Consider the following 16,921-nt stretch of genomic DNA (forward strand, 5'->3'; position numbering starts at 1 on the left):
TGATGCTCCTAGATCCTGATCTTGCGGCTGTCACTGAGGTCGAAATCGGCGCCCAGACCCTCAAGCTTAGAGGTGAAGCGCTCATAGCCGCGGTTGATCACGTCGATGCCGGTGACGCGGGAGGTGCCGGCAGCAGCGAGGGCCGCGATCAGGTGGCTGAATCCGCCGCGCAGATCCGGGACGTCTATGTCCGCGCCCTTGAGCTGCGTGGCACCGGAAATGACCGCCGAGTGCAGAAAATTCCGCTGCCCGAAGCGGCACGGGACGCTGCCCAGGCACTCGCGGTGGACCTGGATGTTAGCGCCCATCCGCACCAACGCGTCGGTAAACCCGAACCGGTTCTCATAGACGGTTTCATGCACGATCGACACGCCCTCGGCCTGGGTCAGCGCCACCACCAACGGCTGCTGCCAGTCCGTCATGAAGCCCGGATGCACGTCCGTCTCCAACACGAGCGGCAGCAACTTGCCGCCCTGATGGTAAAACCGGATGCCGTCGTCGTCAATGTCCATCCCGCCGCCCACCTTGCGGTAGGTGTTCAGGAACGTCATCATGTCCCGCTGTGACGCGCCGGCAACGTAAATATCCCCGCGTGTGACCAGCGCCGCCGACGCCCAGGATGCTGCTTCATTGCGGTCCGGCAGGGCACGGTGGGAATAGCCGCGCAGCTCCGTGACGCCCTCAATGCGGATGGTGCGGTCCGTCTGGACGCTGATGATGGCGCCCATTTTCTGCAGGACGGCGATCAGATCCACGATCTCCGGTTCGGTGGCGGCGCCGGAGAGCTCGGTAATGCCGTCCGCGCGGGTTGCCGTCAGCAGCACCTGTTCGGTGGCGCCGACGCTGGGGTAGGGCAGCGAGATTTTGGTGCCGTGCAGGCCCTTGGGCGCGGAAATGTGGATGCCGCCCGGGCGCTTTTCGACGACGGCGCCAAACTGGCGGAGCACGTTCAGGTGGTAGTCAATGGGGCGGTCGCCGATCTTGCAGCCGCCCAAATCCGGGATGAACGCTTCGCCGATCGCGTGGATCAGCGGGCCGCAGAACAGGATCGGGATGCGCGAGTCCCCGGCGTGGGTGTCGATGGCCGTGCTGGGGGCGGTCTTGGCGTTTTGCGGATCCAGCGTCAGATCCCCGGTGACCGGGTCCTTGATCACGGTGACACCGTGGATCTGCAGCAGAGACGTGACCACGTCCACGTCCTTGATCTCCGGGACGTTGCGCAAAACCGACGGTTCATTACCGAGCAGCGCTGCGACCATGGCCTTCGGGACCAGATTTTTGGCTCCCCGAACCGTTACCCGCCCTGTCAAGGGCACACCGCCATGGACCGTCAGAACACTGCTCATCTAAACCTGTTTTCCTCGCACTATGCCGGCCCCGGATACCGCGAGAACCTTAGCCAAGCATAGTTTCTCCCGTTACAGGACTGAAATACTCCCGAGCCGCCGCGCCGGGTAGCTTTCACCGAGCGCCGCTGTCGTCCCGGTCCTGCCGCCGTCGTTCCTGTCCCGCCGTGAATATCCTGTCCTGCCGTGAATATGGACGAACGCCCGTGAAATTTCCACGGCACTTGTCCACCCCACGGGCACAATGCGACCTCCCGGTTCACAATCAGCAACAGTCCCATGGCTTAGTCAGCCGCAAACCGGCAGTCTGCGGGAATGAGTAACTTCACACCGCCACTATGGATCACCTCGGCGGACGATCCAGACGATGAATATTTCTCCCGCAGGTTGTCCCTGCGCGCCAAGGCCGGCGAGCTCATGCGTGTCCGGCAAGGACTGTACCTGCCGACCCCCGTGTGGAAAGACCTCAAGCCCTGGGAACAGTATCGGATGCGGATCGAAGCCGTTCATCGCACAGCCCGTTCGGCTCCGATTTTCTGCCACCGTGCGTCCGCGCAAGTGTGGGGAATCCCCGTCATAACCATTCCGGCACTGGTGGACACCTTTGAAGGCCGGTCTGGCGGAGGACATTCCGGGGCGGGCGTTTACCGGCACCGAACGGACCTGTCAAAAGTCTGCACGGCACAGGTAGACGGTCTGACCGTGACATCCAAACTGCAGACGGCCCGCGATCTTGCGGTGGTTCTGCCTTTTCCAGAGGCCGTTGCGGCAATGGATCGGATCCTGTCCCCGCGGCTGTTAGTGGGAGAGCAAAGATCCCGCCCGATCCAGAAGAGCCACATGGAAATTTCGATGAAACTGCTGCCGCATGCAAATTACATCAGGCGGGTTGAACGGGTGCTGGCGTTCGCCGACGGGCTCTCCGGTTCCCCAGGCGAATCGCTCAGCCGGGCCCATATGGTGCAGTTCGGGTTCCCCGCACCGGAGCTGCAACACGAGGTTCGGGATGGGCAGGGCCGGATCGGTTACACGGACTTTTACTGGAAGGAGCTCGGATTAGTCGGCGAATTTGATGGCTGGGTCAAGTACTCGCGTGGTGAATTCCTCGCCGGGGACTTACCTGCCGATGCACTGTGGAAGGAAAAGGTCCGCGAGGACCGGATCAGGGATACGGGGTTGCGGGTGACCCGCTGGATGTGGACCGAGGTCAGCAACCCCGAATTATTGCGTCAACGGCTGCTGGGCGCTGGGCTGCGGCCGCTATGAAGTCGTGGTCACGCAGTTCGCCGCGTCCGCACTCCGCGTCACGCACTCCGCGTCCCGCGTGTTTGGCCATACAAATGGACGGGTGCCGTGGAAATTTCCACGGCACCCGTCCATTTCACCGGCATCCCAGCCGGTCGCCCGTCCCGGGCTACGTCCGCGCCGGGCTATGTCCCCAGCCCGGCTTGCCGTCCCCGGCTACGTCCGCGCCGGGAGGGTGGTGGGCTTGAACGCGGGACGGGTGGCCTCGAAGGCGGTGATGTCCACTTCTTGGCGCAGGGTCAGGCCGATGTCGTCCAGCCCCTCCAGCAACCGCCAGCGGGTGTAGTCATCGATGGAAAACGGCGCCACAACGGTGCCGCAGTGCACGGTTTTGCTGTCCAGATCCACGGTGATCTCGGTGCCCGGCGCGTTCTCCAGCACCTTCCAGATCAGCTCGATGTCATCCTGCGCCAACTCGGCGGCCAGCAGCCCCTGCTTGCCCGAATTGCCCCGGAAAATGTCCGCAAACCGGGAGGAAAGCACGGCCTTGAACCCGAAGTCCTTCAGCGCCCAGACGGCGTGCTCCCGCGAGGACCCGGTGCCGAAGTCCGCGCCGGCCACCAGCACGGAGCCTGCGTCAAAGGGCTTCTGGTTGAGAATGAACTCGGGATTCTTCCGCCAGCTGGAAAACAGCGCATCCTCGAAGCCGGTGCGGGTGATGCGCTTAAGGTACACGGCAGGAATGATCTGATCCGTATCGATATTGCTCTGCCGCAGCGGGACGCCGATTCCGGTATGCGTGGTGAATTTCTCCATGACTGTCTCCTAGCTGACCGTGGACTCGGCGTACGGGGATTCGGCAGGCTCTGCCACCGAGGCGGGATCCGCCAGCGGGCTGCCGGTGTCCGGCTCAGTGCGCGGGGGCAGGTCCGACGGCGAACTGAGCGTTCCACGCACAGCCGTGGCCGCGGCAACAACCGGGGACACCAAATGGGTGCGCCCGCCCTTGCCCTGCCGGCCCTCGAAGTTGCGGTTCGACGTGGAGGCGCAGCGCTCCCCCGGTGCCAACTGGTCCGGGTTCATGCCCAGGCACATCGAGCAGCCGGCGAAGCGCCATTCCGCACCGAAGTCCGTGAACACCTTGTCCAGCCCCTCGGCCTCGGCATCCAACCGGACGCGGGCGGAGCCGGGCACCACCAACATGCGGATCTTCGGATCCTTGGTGCGTCCGCGGATGATGTCCGCCGCGGCGCGCAGATCCTCGACGCGGGAGTTGGTGCAGGAGCCCAGGAAGACGGTATCCACCCGGATGTCCTTCATCGGCGTGCCGGCCGCCAGGTCCATGTACGCCAGCGCCCGCTCCGCCGCGGCCTTCGCATTCTCGTCGCCAAAGTCCTCCGGCGACGGCACGCTGCCGCTGAGAGATACGCCCTGCCCCGGGTTGGTCCCCCAGGTGACGAACGGCTCCAACGTGTCGGCGTCGAGGTCAACAGCGGCGTCGAAAGTGGCGCCGTCGTCGGTCTTCAAAGTTTTCCAATAGTCGACGGCGGCATCCCAGTCGGCGCCCTGCGGCGCGTGCGGGCGGCCCTTGAGGAACTCGAAAGTCGTCTCGTCCGGGGCCACCATGCCGGCGCGCGCCCCCGCTTCAATGGACATGTTGCAGATGGTCATCCGGGCTTCCATGGACAGCGCGCGGATGGCCGAGCCGCGGTATTCCAGCACGTAGCCCTGACCGCCGCCGGTGCCGATTTTGGCGATCACGGCCAGGATGATGTCCTTGGAGCTTACGCCCGGACGCAGGGTGCCTTCGACGTTAATGGCCATGGTTTTGAACGGCTTCAACGGCAGCGTCTGGGTGGCCATCACATGCTCTACCTCGGAGGTGCCGATGCCCATCGCCAGGGCTCCGAACGCCCCGTGCGTGGAGGTGTGCGAGTCGCCGCAGACCACCGTCATACCCGGCTGGGTGAGGCCGAGCTGCGGGCCGATGATGTGCACAATGCCTTGGTTGGCATCGCCGAGGGAGTGCAGGCGGACGCCGAATTCACGGCAGTTTTCGCGCAGCTTTTCGATCTGAGTCCGGCTGGTCAGGTCCGCAATCGGCTTGTCGATCGCCAGCGTCGGGGTGTTGTGGTCCTCGGTGGCGATGGTCAGGTCCGGGCGGCGCAGCGGACGGCCGGCTAGGCGAAGCCCCTCAAAAGCCTGCGGGGAGGTGACCTCATGGATCAGATGAAGGTCGATGTAGAGCAGATCGGGCTGGGCAGCGTCTCCCGTACCCTCGCCCTTGCGGACAATGTGGTCCTCCCAGACCTTTTCCGCCAGGGTCTTCGCCCCGGCTGAGCGGCGTCCGGCAATCCGGTGATCCGCCGGTTGCACGGAGGGCTTAGCGGCCGCGGTCGACGACGTTCCCTCCACAGTGGGCTGCGCGGCCATGCCTTCTTCCGCGGGTTGTGCGGCTGCACGTGCAGTTGTTGCTTCGGTCACGGCCGGCTCCCTTCATCAATGGCACCTGCCGTGCGCCGCCGATCGGCTGCGTCCAGGGATGCCTGTTGTCGCTGCGACTTCATGTCATCTCGTGTCAACTGAACCAGCATCGCGATGGACCGCGCCAGCCAATCGATTTGCATCTCATATATTGAGACGGCAATATCAGTACATGGACAATTCTAGCGGTGTTGGCGTCATTGATAAAGCGGCGCTGGTTCTGGACGCTTTAGAAGCCGGACCCACGACCCTCGCCCAGCTCGTTGCCGCCACCGGCCTGGCCCGTCCCACGGTGCACCGACTCGCGCTTGCCCTGGTGCACCACAGGTTGGTCAGCCGCGACATGCAGGGACGGTTTGTGCTCGGCAGCCGCCTGGTGGAGCTGGCATCCGCTGCGGGCGAGGACCGGCTGATTGCCGCCTCGGGCCCGGTACTACTGCAGTTGCGCGACGTCACCGGCGAGAGCGCGCAGATTTTCCGACGGCAGGGCGACTGGCGCGTCTGCGTGGCGTCCGCCGAACGGCCGATCGGTCTGCGGGACACCATCCCGGTGGGCACCCAGCTGAGCATGAAGGCCGGCTCGGCGGCCCAGGTACTGCTGGCATGGGAAGACCACGAGCGTCTACTGGAGGGACTGCAGAACGCCCGCTTCACGCCGACAGTGCTCGCCGGGGTCCGTCGGCGCGGCTGGGGCCAGAGCCTGGGCGAGCGGGAAATGGGCGTGGCCTCCGTCTCCGCACCTGTGCGCGGTCCCTCCGGGAGGGTCATTGCCGCCGTCTCCATCTCCGGCCCGATCGAACGCCTCACGCGCCAGCCCGGCCGGCTGCACGCGGAGATTGTCTGCGGCGCCGCGCGGACCCTGACGGAAGCGCTCCGCAAGACCGCCGAGTCGGCTGCACGCTAGTCTGGCTCCATGAACAGCGACGCGACCAGAGATTCTTCCGAGCCCACCCCAGCCGGTGAGGTCACCCCGGGGGCCGGCGCTTCCACCCGCGCTCCCAACGACGGCTATGCTGTTTTCCTGCGCGGCGTCAACGTCGGCGGCATCAACATCAAAATGGCAGACCTGAAGCGGGAGCTGGCGCACCTGCCCTTCCGCAGCTTCGCCACGCTGCTTGCCAGTGGAAACATCGCCTGCCGCACCGCCCTGAGCGGCGACGAAATCAAGTCGACCGTGGAAAAGTGCCTCCGGGACAGCTTCGGCTACGACGCCTGGGTCGTCGTCCTCAGCGCCTTCCGGCTGACGGAAATCATCGCTGCCTGCCCCTATCCCGCCGACTCCACCGAACAGCACAGTTACATCACCCTCGGCTCAGATGAGGCGATCATCGAGGAACTGTACACACTGGCCGAGCGGCTCGACGGCGTGGAGCAGACCCGGCTCGGTCCGGAAGCCACCGCATGGCTGGCACCCGCCGGGGGAACCTTGGACAGTCCGTTCAGTAAGTTGTCGGCCAAAGGCCGATACAAATCGAGTACGACGACGAGAAACCTCCGAACGCTGATGAAAGTCCGGGACGCCATCGCCCGGCTCTGAGATCTGCCCGGGCATGCGTATCCGGTTGGCTCAGCCAGTGTGATGATTAGGCCCGCTGTCGAAGTCTGAGGTGGCAAACGTCGGGAGAACTCGGGGTGCCCACAGGAATTCGGGGCGGCACTGGCCCTGCCGCGGGGATCGGGTCTCTCCCCCCGGATCGGGCCACCTCGCGCGCTACGGACGCCTACGCAAAATCCCCGTTGCGCAGCCGAAACGAGAAAAGCCCCCGTCCGGATGTTGCACCGGACAGGAGCTTCTGTTGTGACCCCAGCGGGATTCGAACCCGCGTTACCGCCGTGAGAGGGCAGCGTACTAGGCCGCTATACGATGGGGCCCTAATACTTTCATGTACTAACCGCCGGACAACCGCGCTTCAAAAGCGGATTCACCGAGCGCTGGGATACCAGGACTCGAACCTAGAATAACGGTACCAGAAACCGTTGTGTTGCCAATTACACCATATCCCAATGGCGCTTTTTGCTCGTTCCGACCGGTTTCCCGGCTGTTCAAGCGGCTCAAGCGCCGGAAATAAACTGTACCCGATTCCGGCGGAGAGAACAAAACGGTCTCCAACCGGAGGCCCGGATGAGCCGCCAAGGTGGGAGGTTGCGCGGAAGATCAGCAGACGCGAGCGGCGGGTGGGAGCTGCCGATGCCTCCGGAGCGTGGAGAGGTGCACGCCCGGCGGCCGGCGTCCGCCCGGTGAGGGAACGGACGCCAACGCCGTCTCTGCCGCCGTCAGCTCCCGCCGCTAGCCGCGAAAGTTCTTCAAGCGGGCCAGCGATGATTCCTTGCCCAGGATGACCATCGATTCGAAGAGGGGCGGCGAAATCCGGCGACCCGAGACCGCTGTCCGCACCGGCCCGAAGGCGAGCCGGGGTTTGAGGCCCAGCTCTTCGACCAGCACCTGCTTCAGAACGGTCTGAAGATTCTCCGCCGTCCACTCCTGCACCGGCTCCAGCGCCGATACCGCCGCGGCCAGAACCTCGGCGAGGTTGTCCGGCAGACCCTTGCGGGCGTCGTCCGCAACGTCGACGGCGTCGTCGTCCTTGAACAGGAAGCTCAACATTTCCGGAGCCTCGCCCAGCAGCGTGATCCGCTCCTGGATCAGCGGCGCGGCCTCGGTGAGGATCTGATCCTCGCGGGCGGTGAGGCTCTCGCCGACAATGCCAGCGGCCTGTAGGTACGGCACCAGCCGGTCGCGGAAGTCCTCCGCTGCGAGCAGGCGCACGTGCGTGCCGTTTACGGCCTCGGCCTTCTTCGCATCAAACCGGGCCGGGTTGGCGAGCACGTCGTGGATGTCAAAGTGCTCAACCAGCTGCTCCACGGTGAAGATGTCTTCATCGGCCGAGAGCGACCAGCCCAGCAGGGAGAGGTAATTCAGCAGTCCCTCGGGGATGAAGCCGCGCTCCCGGTGCAGGAAGAGATTGCTCTCCGGATCGCGCTTGGACAGCTTCTTGTTGCCGGCGCCCATCACATACGGCAGGTGGCCGAACAGCGGCATGTACTCGGCAATTCCGACGGCGATCATGGCGCGGTAGAGTGCGATCTGCCGCGGCGTGGAGCTGAGCAGGTCCTCCCCGCGCAGCACGTGGGTGATGCCCATCAGCGCGTCGTCCACCGGGTTGACCAGGGTGTACAGCGGCGCCCCGTTGGGCCGGACGACGACGTAGTCCGGGACGGTGCCGGCCTTGAAGGTGATCTCGCCGCGGACCAGGTCCTTGAACGTCAGATCATCCTCGGGCATGCGCAGCCGCATGGCGGGCTGGCGCCCTTCGGCCTTGAACGCGGCGATCTGCTCAACGGTGAGGTCGCGGTCGTAGTTGTCGTAACCGAGCTTGGGGTCCCTGCCGGCGGTGCGGTGCCGGGCCTCCACCTCGTCCGGGGACGAGTATGACTCGTAGACGAAGCCGCCGCCCATCAGCTTCTCGATCGCAGCCTGGTAGATGTTGCCGCGCTGTGACTGACGGTACGGCGGGTGCGGTCCCCCCACCTCGACGCCCTCGTCCCAGTCGATGCCCAGCCATTTGAGGGCTTCCAGCAGCTGATGGTAGCTCTCTTCACTGTCTCGTGCAGCGTCCGTGTCCTCGATGCGGAAGATCATTTTACCGCCGGAGTGGCGGGCATAGGCCCAGTTGAACAGTGCCGTGCGGATCAGACCCACGTGTGGGGTCCCCGTAGGCGAGGGACAGAATCTGACGCGGACGGGGGTTGTTTCAGTCACGGTGGGAATCACGGCGGAAGTAGTCATAATGATTGCAATTTTACCGCCTATCCGCCTGCCCCTAAGTCAGCGGCGCACTATCGGGTTGGACAGCCGCCCAATACCCTCAATCTCGATCTCGTAGCGGTCCCCCGCCTTGACCAGGCCTACTCCGGACGGCGTCCCCGTCATGATGACATCGCCTGGAAGTAGTGTGAAAGCCTTGGAGACTACGGAGACAAGTTCCCGCACGCCCCAGACCATCTGGCTGGTGCTGCCTTCCTGGCGCAGGTCGCCGTTCAGCCAGCCCCTGATAACCAAATCTTCGGTGTCCAGTTCGGTCTCGATCCACGGTCCCAACGGTGCCGAGGTATCGAAGCCCTTCGCGCGCGCCCACTGCTGATCCGCTTTCTGCACGTCCCGCGCAGTGAGGTCATTGCCGCAGGTGTAACCGAAAATCACCTCATCCACACGCTCCGCAGGGACGTCCTTGCAGATCCGGCCGATGACCACACAAAGCTCTGCCTCGTAGGAGACCTCATCGGAAAACTCCGGCAGCACGACCGGATCATTCGGACCGATCACAGAAGTGTTCGGCTTCAGGAACATTAACGGCTGCTTCGGCACTTCATTGCCCAGTTCATGGGCATGCTCAACGAAATTGCGGCCGATACCCACCAGCTTGCTGCGTGGAATGATGGGAGCCAGCAGCCGAACGTCCTCCAGCTTGTGCGTTACGGCCGTCCGTTCGATGCCGTTGAAGAAAGGGTCTCCCTTGATGACAGTGACTTCTTCACTGCCGGGCTCCCCTTCAACGAGGCCGTAGAGGGGATCAGAATCTGCTACAAACCGGGCAATACGCATGGTTATTACTCTAGCTGTTATCTTTCGTCGCCCATTTCCAACCAGGTCCGGGCCCCCGGGCTTTTTCAGCCTTGCGGCGCCGATTCGCACAGCCTCAGGGACTCACGGTGGCGATGCCGAGACCGGCGTATTCTTCTGGGCGCCCGGTGACGAGTTCCGCGCTGTACCTCGCTGCCAAAGCTGCCGACATTAGTGTCGCAAGCGGATAATATGTACCGTCGGCGCGTTTCAGCCGGGCCAGCCTCGCGAGCGGCTCCGCGCAGTCCAGGTCAAAAGGGACCACCCTCCGGTCCAAAGCCGTCGCAAGAATCGTCGTCGTGGCCTTGCCCGCTGAAAACCGCTCCCACTCGTGGAGTGAACCGATCGCGGTCAGAACTTCGGCGACGGCAAGGGCGGAAGTGTGCGGACGCTCCGGATGAAGTTTGAACCATTCGGACTGGCGCTGATCGTTCCGTCCGGAGAGCAGATCCATCAGCACATCGGAATCGAGCAGCAGCATGACTCAGTCGCCCGGATCATGCGTGGCGGCAACCATGTGCATGGTTGAAATCCGCGGCGGCAGGTGCGCCCCGCCCAGTGCGAAAGCCATCGCTTGGGACTCGAACAGCTCCTCGTACCATTGCGGGACTTTGAGCAGCGCGATCGGGATGCTTGATGGGTCGGACCCCTGGGCAGTTGGGGAATCCAGATGCCGCAGAATCATCACCTTGAGTTCGACCTGCATGGACCGGCCGTTCTGCGCCGCCAGAACGCGCAACTGGGCAAGGACTTCCGGATCCAGATATCTCACGGTTACTGATGACATGGTTCCTCCCGGATTCTGCATGCACTGCAATCAGTGCATGCACTGATTGCAGTGCATGCAGGTTTTCGGGGCAACCCCTGTCTTCGGAGGTGTGGACGTTTGCGGCGCCGGCGCCTTGAGTGGAGGAAAACAGCTGGTCTTCCAGTGGGCCGTGATCTCGGAGAGGCGGGTGCAACGGCGGCGGCCGCCGCACCCGCAAAGGTGCGACGACCGCCGTCATGCTTTCGTCATGTCCTGTTCAAGAAGCCCTGCCCAAACGGCTGCCTACGTACGCGATCTTCTGCTTACGGCACTCGGCTCATGAACGAGGAAGTTGTGCTTAAGCCAGCCGGGTCAGCCAGCCGTGCGGGTCCTCAGCTGTCCCCGTCTGGATGCCCAGCAGCTGATCCCGGATACCCATCGCGATATCCCCGGCCTTGGCATCGGCGGAACCAATGCTTTCCGTTTCGTCCTTGAGCAGTCCGATGGGCGTGATGACCGCCGCAGTGCCACAGGCAAAGACCTCGGTAATCTCACCCGAGGCGATTCCGTCACGCCATTCGCCCAAAGTGATTTTGCGCTCCTGGACGTCCAGTCCTCGGTCCTTCGCCAGCTGGATGACGGACATGCGGGTGACGCCCTCCAGAATTGTTCCGGTCAATGCAGGCGTAACGAGCCGACCGTCCTTAAAAACGAAGAAAACGTTCATGCCGCCCAGTTCCTCAACGGCGTCGTCGTTGAAGGGATCCAGGAAGAGGACCTGCTTGCAGCCGTGGGCCTCGGCCTCCAGCTGCGCCGCCAAGGAAGCGGCGTAGTTTCCACCGCACTTGGCGGCGCCGGTACCTCCGCGGCCCGCCCTGGCGTAGTTATGCGAGATCCAGATGGAAACGGGCTTGAGCTCGCCGCCGAAGTAATTGCCGGCCGGAGAAGCGATGACTCGGAAGGATACCTCACGCGCAGGGCGCACACCCAGGAACGCCTCGGTGGCGATCATGAACGGGCGCAGATACAGGCTCTCCCCGTCACGGCTGGGAATCCAGTCCTGGTCAGCCGCAACCAGGCCGCGGACGGCGTCCAGGAACACCTGTTCGGGCAGTTGCGGCAGCGCCAGACGCTCGGCAGAGCGGTTGAGCCGGGCGGCGTTTGCCTCGGGGCGGAAGGTCCAGACGGAACCGTCGGCGTGTTTGTAAGCCTTCAGGCCTTCAAAGATCTCCTGGCCGTAGTGCAGCACAGCGGCCGCCGGATCCAGCGAAATCGGTCCGTAAGGCTCAATTCGGGCGTTGCTCCAGCCGCCGTGACCAGCCGAATCGGTGCGGTAATCGACAACGGCCGTGTGGTCTGTGAAGTGATCGCCGAATCCGGGGTTCTCCAGGATAGCGGCGCGCTCTTGGGCAGTCTTCCGGTGTGCCGAAAGATTCTGCGTGAAATCCAGTTCATTGACTGTCTGGGTCATGGTTCCTCCACATAGTTGTGCACTCCGATGTGCACGCGGTTTTGCAATCTTCAGCCTACTCCCGCGGCTGCGCCCGCGCGCCGCTCATACGGTGCGCTACTGCATGCTGCCCCTGTCCTCTCCTGACAGCAACGCCTGCGTGCTGCTCCTGACCCACTGCTCACAGTGACGCCGCGATCGCGTCTCCGATTGCCATTGTGCTGCGGGTGCCGACAGAGCTCCGCTGCGCGATGTCCGCGACGACTGCGGCCTCCACCCGACGGGCGGCGGCGTCGTAGCCGAGGTGGTCCAGCAGCAAGGCCACAGACAAAATGGCCGCCGTAGGATCGGCCTTTTGCTGGCCGGCGATGTCGGGGGCGGAGCCGTGAACGGGTTCGAACATGGACGGCGCGGTGCGGTCCATGTTGATGTTGCCCGAGGCGGCCAGGCCGATGCCGCCCGTGATGGCGGCGGCCAGATCGGTGACGATGTCGCCGAAGAGGTTGTCGGTGACAATCACGTCGAACCGTGCCGGGTTGGTGACCAGGAAGATCATGGCCGCATCAACATGGAGGTAGTCGACGGCGACCTCGGGAAATTCCGCCGCGATGGCCCCCACGGTCCGCTTCCAGAGATGGCCTGCATACACCAGGACATTGTGCTTGTGGACATATGTGAGCTTTTTGCGCGGGCGGGCGCTGGCCCGGCGGAAGGCGTCGCGCACCACGCGTTCCACGCCGTACGCCGTATTCACGGACACCTCAGTGGCGACTTCCTGCGGCGTTCCGGCGCGCAGCGCCCCGCCGTTGCCAACGTACGGCCCTTCGGTCCCCTCACGGACCACGACAAAATCGATGGTGCCGGGGTTGGCCAGCGGGCTGTCGACGCCGTCGTAGAGCCGGGACGGCCGCAGATTGACGTAATGGTCGAGATTGAAGCGGAGCTTGAGCAGCATCTCCCGTTCAATAAGGCCTGAGGGGATGTTGGTGTCTCCGGGAGCGCCACCTACGGCGCCGAACAGGATCGCGTCGTGAGTGCGCAGGGCCCGGAGGGTGCTGTCGGGCAGGGTCTCGCCCGTCTGCAGCCAGTGTTCGGCGCCCAGCTTATACTCGGTCAGATCCAGCGCCACATTCTCGACGGCGACAGCCCTCTTCAGGACTTTGACGGCCTCCGCTATGACCTCCGGGCCGATTCCGTCGCCGGGAATAACGGCAATATTCATCGATGTGCTCATGGTTTTCAGCCTAGTCAAAGTATCCACATGATGGGCAGCGCATCTCACAATCCGGACATGGTGGGGAGGCACGCATCCTCCCGCGGCATGATGACTGCGCCGGACGGATAATCTAAAGTCGTAGATCATGGTTATGCACCGGATCTACGCTTGGTTCCGCCGGCACCGCCTCGCCGTGGACTTCACCCTTGTGGCGATCCTCTGGCTCCTTTTCGCTGCCACCACGCTGCTGGGCTCCGAAGCGGCCAGCTCCTTCGTCATTGCGACGTTGCTGGTCCTGCCGTTGGCCTGGCGCCGCGCCCGACCCACCACTGCCGCCTTGGTGATTGCCGCCGTCGCCGTCGTGCAGTGGGCCCTGGCGATTCAACCGGGACCGGCGGACGTCGCCGTCGTTCTCGCCGTCTATGCGGTCGCCGCCTACGGTGCGCGCTGGGCCAGCATCGGCAGCCTGTTCCTGGCACTGCTGGGCGCTGTCATGCTTGTCACGCGCTTTTATACCGACTTGACCATGGAAACCGTGGCCAACCTCCCCTCCACAGCATTTCTGGTGGTGATGGGGTGGGTTCTCGTGCTGTTCAGCTGGACCCTGGGCGACCTGACCCGGACCAGGAGGCTGCGGGAACAGGCGTTGGAGGGCCGGACCCACCGGCTCGAGGTGGAGCAGCAGCAGGAACGTGCCCTGGCGGCGTCCGACGAGAGATCGCACATTGCCCGGGAAATGCATGACATCGTCGCGCACTCATTGTCCGTCATCATCACCCAGGCCGATGGGGGTCGCTACGCGGCGGCCGCGGATCCGTCGGTCGCAACGGCGACGCTGCAGACGATCGCCGAGACCGGGCGGGCTTCGCTGCAGGAAATGCGGCGGTTGTTGGGGGTGCTGCGCGGTGGCGAGGAGGCCTCCACCCGGCCGCTTCCGGGCCTCGCCGACATTGATGATCTGCTCCTGGGCTTCCGCGCGGCAGGGCTGGAACTGAGCTTCGAGCAGAGCGGGAAGCCCCGGCGGCCGTTGCCGGCAGGTGCGGAGCTCACCGCCTACCGGGTGATCCAGGAGGGCCTGACGAATGTCCTCAAACATGTTGGTCCGTGTGCCACCGCGGGCACCTCGCTGCAGTGGGTGGCCCGGGGCCTGCAGATCGACGTGCTCGACGACGGCCGCGGGGCCGCCGCCCATCCGCCCGCGGGGGGCATGGGCGGCAACGGCATCCGCGGCATGGCCGAGCGCATCAGGCTCTACGATGGAACACTTACCGCGAAGCCGGCGCCCGGCGGCGGGTTCCGGATCAGCGCATTCATCCCCTATACGGAGGCCTGATCATGAGTTCTGCCGCATTCGTTAGTCCTGCACCGTCGGAGACCGGCAGCCAGCCCATCCGCGTTGCGCTGGTGGACGACCAGCAGTTGGTCCGCTCCGGCTTCACTATGCTGATCAACAGCCAGCCCGACCTGGAAGTGGTGGTCCAGGCCGGCAACGGGTATGAGGCTCTTGCGGCGATGTCCGCGACCGCTGCGGATGTGGTGCTGATGGACGTCCGGATGCCGACCATGGACGGTATCGAAACCACCCGAAGGCTGATGGAGCGGTCCCGCAGTGCGGCGGCCGGATCCTGGCTGTCCGAGCTCAAAATAGTTGTCCTGACCACCTTTGACCTGGATGAACACGCCCTTGCCGCCATCCGGGCCGGGGCCAGCGGATTTCTGCTCAAGGATGCTCCGCCGGAGGAACTCCTGGGAGCCATTCGCACCGTCTACCGGGGGGACGCCGTCATCGCACCGTCCACTACCAAGCGCCTGCTGGCACATGTCGCACCCCTCTTGGGTGATCCCGACCCGGCAAACGACCGCCACCATACCGCCGTCGAAAGTCTCACGGTCCGCGAGCGCGAGGTCTTTGGGCTGATCGCCGAAGGCCTGTCCAACCCGGAAATTGCGCGGTCGCTGTTCGTCTCCGAGGCCACCGTCAAGACGCACGTGGGCCATGTCCTCAGTAAGCTCGATGCCCGCGATCGGGTGCAGCTGGTCCTGATCGCCTATGAAACCGGAGTCGTCTCCCCCGGCTGAGCCCATCCCATGGACGATTTCAGAACCGTCGAGTGGGAGAGCTGCCCGCATGTCCCGCATTTTGGGGGCAGCCCCCCACTCACCGGGTGGTGGCGGGGAAGCCCGGGGAGGGTGATTCAGGCTTCAGCCGGCTCTTCATACTTGGGGAAGATCGGCGCGGGGGCCGGGAGGGCCGTCCCTGCCACCAGCAGAGTCCTGATCGCCGCGAACTGTCGAACGTCGTCGTCCGGTGCCGTGCCCTGGCCCAGCGCGTCGAGCAGTTTGGCCGCAGAGCCGGGCATGACCGGCTGCACAAGAATGGAGACGATGCGCAGCACCTCCAGGGTCACGTACAGCACCGTGTTCATCCGGTCGAGGTCGGTTTTGCGCAGCACCCACGGCTGCTGCTCCGCGAAGTAGGCGTTGGTGTCGCCCAAAACGGTCCAGATTTCCTCCAGCGCACGGTGGAAATCCTGCACCTCGTAGGCCTCGCGGCAGAGCTCCAGCAGAACGCCGGCCTGGGCCAGAATGTCCCGGTCCGCAGCCGTGAAGGCGCCCGGCACCGGGACCTTGGCGTCACAGCTCTTCGCGACCATGGACAGCGACCGCTGCGCCAGATTGCCCAGGTTGTTGGCCAGGTCCGAATTCATCCGGCCGACAATCGAGTCATGGCTGTAGGACCCATCGGCGCCAAAGGGCACCTCGCGGAGCAGGAAAAACCGCACCTGGTCCAACCCGTACTGCGTCACCCAATCCGCCGGGGCCACCACATTGCCCAGCGACTTGGACATTTTGACGCCATTGTTGTGCAGGAATCCGTGGATCATGACACGCTTGGGCAGCTCAAGCTGCGCGGACATGAGGAACGCGGGCCAGTAGACGGCGTGGAAGCGGGAGATGTCCTTGCCGATCACGTGCACGTCGGCGGGCCAGTACTTTTTGAAGCTCTCCGATTCCATGTCCGGAAAGCCGACGCCGGTGAGATAGTTGGTGAGCGCGTCGACCCAGACGTACATCACGTGGTCCGGGTTGCCCGGGACAGGAACGCCCCAGTCGAAGGAGGTGCGGCTGATGGAGAGGTCCTCCAAGCCGCTCTTAACAAAGCTGACGACCTCGTTGAAGCGGCTGTGCGGGGCGCCGAAAAGCGGATGGTCCGCGTAGTGCTTCAGCAGCCTGTCCTGGTAGGACGCGAGTTTGAAGAAGTAGCTCTCCTCCTCGGTCCAGGTCACCTCCGTGCCGGTTTCCGTGGCGTACCTGATTCCGTCGTCCCGTACCTCGGTCTCGTCCTCCACAAAGTATCGCTCGTCGCGGACGGAGTACCAGCCGGCGTACTGGGAGAGGTAGATGTCCCCGTTGGCTTCCATCCGCTGCCAGATCGCGGCGGCCGCTGCGTAATGATCCGCGTCTGTGGTGCGGATGAAACGGTTGTGGGAGATCCCCAAATCAGCGCTCATCTGCTTGAATGCGGCGGAGTTCTCATCGGCGAGCTGCTTTGCGGTCAGGCCAAGCTTCTGTGCGGTCTGCTGCATCTTCAGCCCGTGCTCGTCGGTGCCGGTCATGAAGAATACGTCATATCCGTCCAGTCGCTTGAACCTCGCCATGGCGTCCGTGGCGATCACCTCGTAGGCGTGGCCGATGTGCGGCACGCCGTTCGGATAGGAGATGGCGGTGGTGACATAGAAAGGGGTCTGGGCCTGCACAGGTGAACTCACTCTATGAAGTTACCCGCCGGTGGTTCAGCTTGTCGAAACCT

Annotated in this window: 15 protein-coding genes and 2 tRNA genes; 5 read left to right on the plus strand and 12 right to left on the minus strand. The window is 64.1% G+C overall.

All coding sequences use genetic code 11. The features are described from left to right. Nucleotides 1-8 precede the first annotated feature (8 nt). Entirely contained in the window at nucleotides 9-1,346 is a 1,338-nt protein-coding gene (gene murA, locus ACLLJI_RS13145; protein ID WP_283560399.1) for a UDP-N-acetylglucosamine 1-carboxyvinyltransferase, read from the minus strand. Between the two features lie 315 nt (nucleotides 1,347-1,661). On the opposite strand from murA, the gene ACLLJI_RS13150 reads away from it, so the two are divergent. Further along, nucleotides 1,662-2,612 (plus strand): hypothetical protein, encoded by a 951-nt coding sequence (locus ACLLJI_RS13150; protein WP_434612917.1) that lies wholly within the window; start codon nucleotides 1,662-1,664, stop codon nucleotides 2,610-2,612. 195 nt (nucleotides 2,613-2,807) lie between these two features. On the opposite strand, the gene leuD is transcribed toward ACLLJI_RS13150, so the two are convergent. Together leuD and leuC are read right to left on the minus strand one after the other, a co-directional pair. After that, nucleotides 2,808-3,407 carry a 3-isopropylmalate dehydratase small subunit gene (gene leuD, locus ACLLJI_RS13155; protein ID WP_434612919.1) on the minus strand — a complete coding sequence of 200 codons (600 nt, stop codon included), beginning with the start codon at nucleotides 3,405-3,407 and terminating at the stop codon, nucleotides 2,808-2,810. A gap of 9 nt (nucleotides 3,408-3,416) precedes the next feature. Next, on the minus strand, nucleotides 3,417-5,024 hold the full coding sequence (gene leuC / locus ACLLJI_RS13160) for a 3-isopropylmalate dehydratase large subunit (RefSeq protein ID WP_434621517.1): 1,608 nt from the start codon (nucleotides 5,022-5,024) through the stop codon (nucleotides 3,417-3,419). A 223-nt stretch (nucleotides 5,025-5,247) separates the two neighbouring features. On the opposite strand from leuC, the gene ACLLJI_RS13165 reads away from it, so the two are divergent. Next, on the plus strand, nucleotides 5,248-5,979 hold the full coding sequence (locus ACLLJI_RS13165) for an IclR family transcriptional regulator (RefSeq protein ID WP_283560394.1): 732 nt from the start codon (nucleotides 5,248-5,250) through the stop codon (nucleotides 5,977-5,979). Nucleotides 5,980-5,988: 9 nt separating this feature from the next. Next, nucleotides 5,989-6,612 carry a DUF1697 domain-containing protein gene (locus ACLLJI_RS13170; protein ID WP_434612921.1) on the plus strand — a complete coding sequence of 208 codons (624 nt, stop codon included), beginning with the start codon at nucleotides 5,989-5,991 and terminating at the stop codon, nucleotides 6,610-6,612. Nucleotides 6,613-6,874: 262 nt separating this feature from the next. On the opposite strand, the gene ACLLJI_RS13175 is transcribed toward ACLLJI_RS13170, so the two are convergent. The 8 genes from ACLLJI_RS13175 to ACLLJI_RS13210 all read right to left on the minus strand — a co-directional run bounded on the left by ACLLJI_RS13175 (nucleotide 6,875) and on the right by ACLLJI_RS13210 (nucleotide 13,128). Further along, nucleotides 6,875-6,947, minus strand: a tRNA-Glu gene (locus ACLLJI_RS13175). A gap of 60 nt (nucleotides 6,948-7,007) precedes the next feature. Further along, nucleotides 7,008-7,079, minus strand: a tRNA-Gln gene (locus ACLLJI_RS13180). A gap of 283 nt (nucleotides 7,080-7,362) precedes the next feature. Continuing rightward, nucleotides 7,363-8,862 (minus strand): glutamate--tRNA ligase, encoded by a 1,500-nt coding sequence (gltX, locus tag ACLLJI_RS13185; RefSeq protein WP_283560392.1) that lies wholly within the window; start codon nucleotides 8,860-8,862, stop codon nucleotides 7,363-7,365. Nucleotides 8,863-8,901: 39 nt separating this feature from the next. Further along, complete coding sequence (locus tag ACLLJI_RS13190) at nucleotides 8,902-9,678, minus strand: fumarylacetoacetate hydrolase family protein (protein WP_434612924.1); 777 nt, start codon at nucleotides 9,676-9,678, stop codon at nucleotides 8,902-8,904. A gap of 94 nt (nucleotides 9,679-9,772) precedes the next feature. Further along, nucleotides 9,773-10,177, minus strand: coding sequence for a type II toxin-antitoxin system VapC family toxin (locus tag ACLLJI_RS13195; protein WP_434612926.1), 405 nt, complete (start codon nucleotides 10,175-10,177; stop codon nucleotides 9,773-9,775). 3 nt (nucleotides 10,178-10,180) lie between these two features. After that, nucleotides 10,181-10,483 carry a FitA-like ribbon-helix-helix domain-containing protein gene (locus tag ACLLJI_RS13200; RefSeq protein WP_434612928.1) on the minus strand — a complete coding sequence of 101 codons (303 nt, stop codon included), beginning with the start codon at nucleotides 10,481-10,483 and terminating at the stop codon, nucleotides 10,181-10,183. A gap of 319 nt (nucleotides 10,484-10,802) precedes the next feature. Next, on the minus strand, nucleotides 10,803-11,915 hold the full coding sequence (locus tag ACLLJI_RS13205; RefSeq protein WP_434612930.1) for a branched-chain amino acid aminotransferase: 1,113 nt from the start codon (nucleotides 11,913-11,915) through the stop codon (nucleotides 10,803-10,805). 160 nt (nucleotides 11,916-12,075) lie between these two features. Then, nucleotides 12,076-13,128, minus strand: a complete 1,053-nt coding sequence (locus tag ACLLJI_RS13210; RefSeq protein WP_283560387.1) for a 3-isopropylmalate dehydrogenase — start codon at nucleotides 13,126-13,128, stop codon at nucleotides 12,076-12,078. A gap of 127 nt (nucleotides 13,129-13,255) precedes the next feature. On the opposite strand from ACLLJI_RS13210, the gene ACLLJI_RS13215 reads away from it, so the two are divergent. Further along, entirely contained in the window at nucleotides 13,256-14,443 is a 1,188-nt protein-coding gene (locus ACLLJI_RS13215; protein ID WP_434612933.1) for a sensor histidine kinase, read from the plus strand. A gap of 2 nt (nucleotides 14,444-14,445) precedes the next feature. After that, on the plus strand, nucleotides 14,446-15,189 hold the full coding sequence (locus tag ACLLJI_RS13220; protein WP_434612936.1) for a response regulator: 744 nt from the start codon (nucleotides 14,446-14,448) through the stop codon (nucleotides 15,187-15,189). A gap of 116 nt (nucleotides 15,190-15,305) precedes the next feature. On the opposite strand, the gene metG is transcribed toward ACLLJI_RS13220, so the two are convergent. Beyond that, on the minus strand, nucleotides 15,306-16,880 hold the full coding sequence (metG, locus tag ACLLJI_RS13225) for a methionine--tRNA ligase (protein ID WP_434612939.1): 1,575 nt from the start codon (nucleotides 16,878-16,880) through the stop codon (nucleotides 15,306-15,308). Nucleotides 16,881-16,921: the final 41 nt, after the last annotated feature.

The sequence above is a fragment of the Arthrobacter sp. A5 genome (assembly GCF_051131705.1).
Classification (GTDB): Bacteria; Actinomycetota; Actinomycetes; order Actinomycetales; family Micrococcaceae; genus Arthrobacter_M.

Coding starts and splice junctions, on each gene's coding strand:
- ACLLJI_RS13220 (WP_434612936.1), top strand. CDS start 14,446: ATGAGTTCTGCCGCATTCGTTAGTCCTGCACCGTCGGAGACCGGCAGC.
- ACLLJI_RS13170 (WP_434612921.1), top strand. CDS start 5,989: ATGAACAGCGACGCGACCAGAGATTCTTCCGAGCCCACCCCAGCCGGT.
- ACLLJI_RS13205 (WP_434612930.1), bottom strand. CDS start 11,915: ATGACCCAGACAGTCAATGAACTGGATTTCACGCAGAATCTTTCGGCA.
- ACLLJI_RS13165 (WP_283560394.1), top strand. CDS start 5,248: ATGGACAATTCTAGCGGTGTTGGCGTCATTGATAAAGCGGCGCTGGTT.
- ACLLJI_RS13200 (WP_434612928.1), bottom strand. CDS start 10,483: ATGTCATCAGTAACCGTGAGATATCTGGATCCGGAAGTCCTTGCCCAG.
- murA (WP_283560399.1), bottom strand. CDS start 1,346: ATGAGCAGTGTTCTGACGGTCCATGGCGGTGTGCCCTTGACAGGGCGG.
- ACLLJI_RS13215 (WP_434612933.1), top strand. CDS start 13,256: ATGGTTATGCACCGGATCTACGCTTGGTTCCGCCGGCACCGCCTCGCC.
- leuC (WP_434621517.1), bottom strand. CDS start 5,024: ATGGCCGCGCAGCCCACTGTGGAGGGAACGTCGTCGACCGCGGCCGCT.
- leuD (WP_434612919.1), bottom strand. CDS start 3,407: ATGGAGAAATTCACCACGCATACCGGAATCGGCGTCCCGCTGCGGCAG.
- ACLLJI_RS13195 (WP_434612926.1), bottom strand. CDS start 10,177: ATGCTGCTGCTCGATTCCGATGTGCTGATGGATCTGCTCTCCGGACGG.
- ACLLJI_RS13210 (WP_283560387.1), bottom strand. CDS start 13,128: ATGAGCACATCGATGAATATTGCCGTTATTCCCGGCGACGGAATCGGC.
- gltX (WP_283560392.1), bottom strand. CDS start 8,862: ATGACTACTTCCGCCGTGATTCCCACCGTGACTGAAACAACCCCCGTC.
- ACLLJI_RS13150 (WP_434612917.1), top strand. CDS start 1,662: ATGAGTAACTTCACACCGCCACTATGGATCACCTCGGCGGACGATCCA.
- ACLLJI_RS13190 (WP_434612924.1), bottom strand. CDS start 9,678: ATGCGTATTGCCCGGTTTGTAGCAGATTCTGATCCCCTCTACGGCCTC.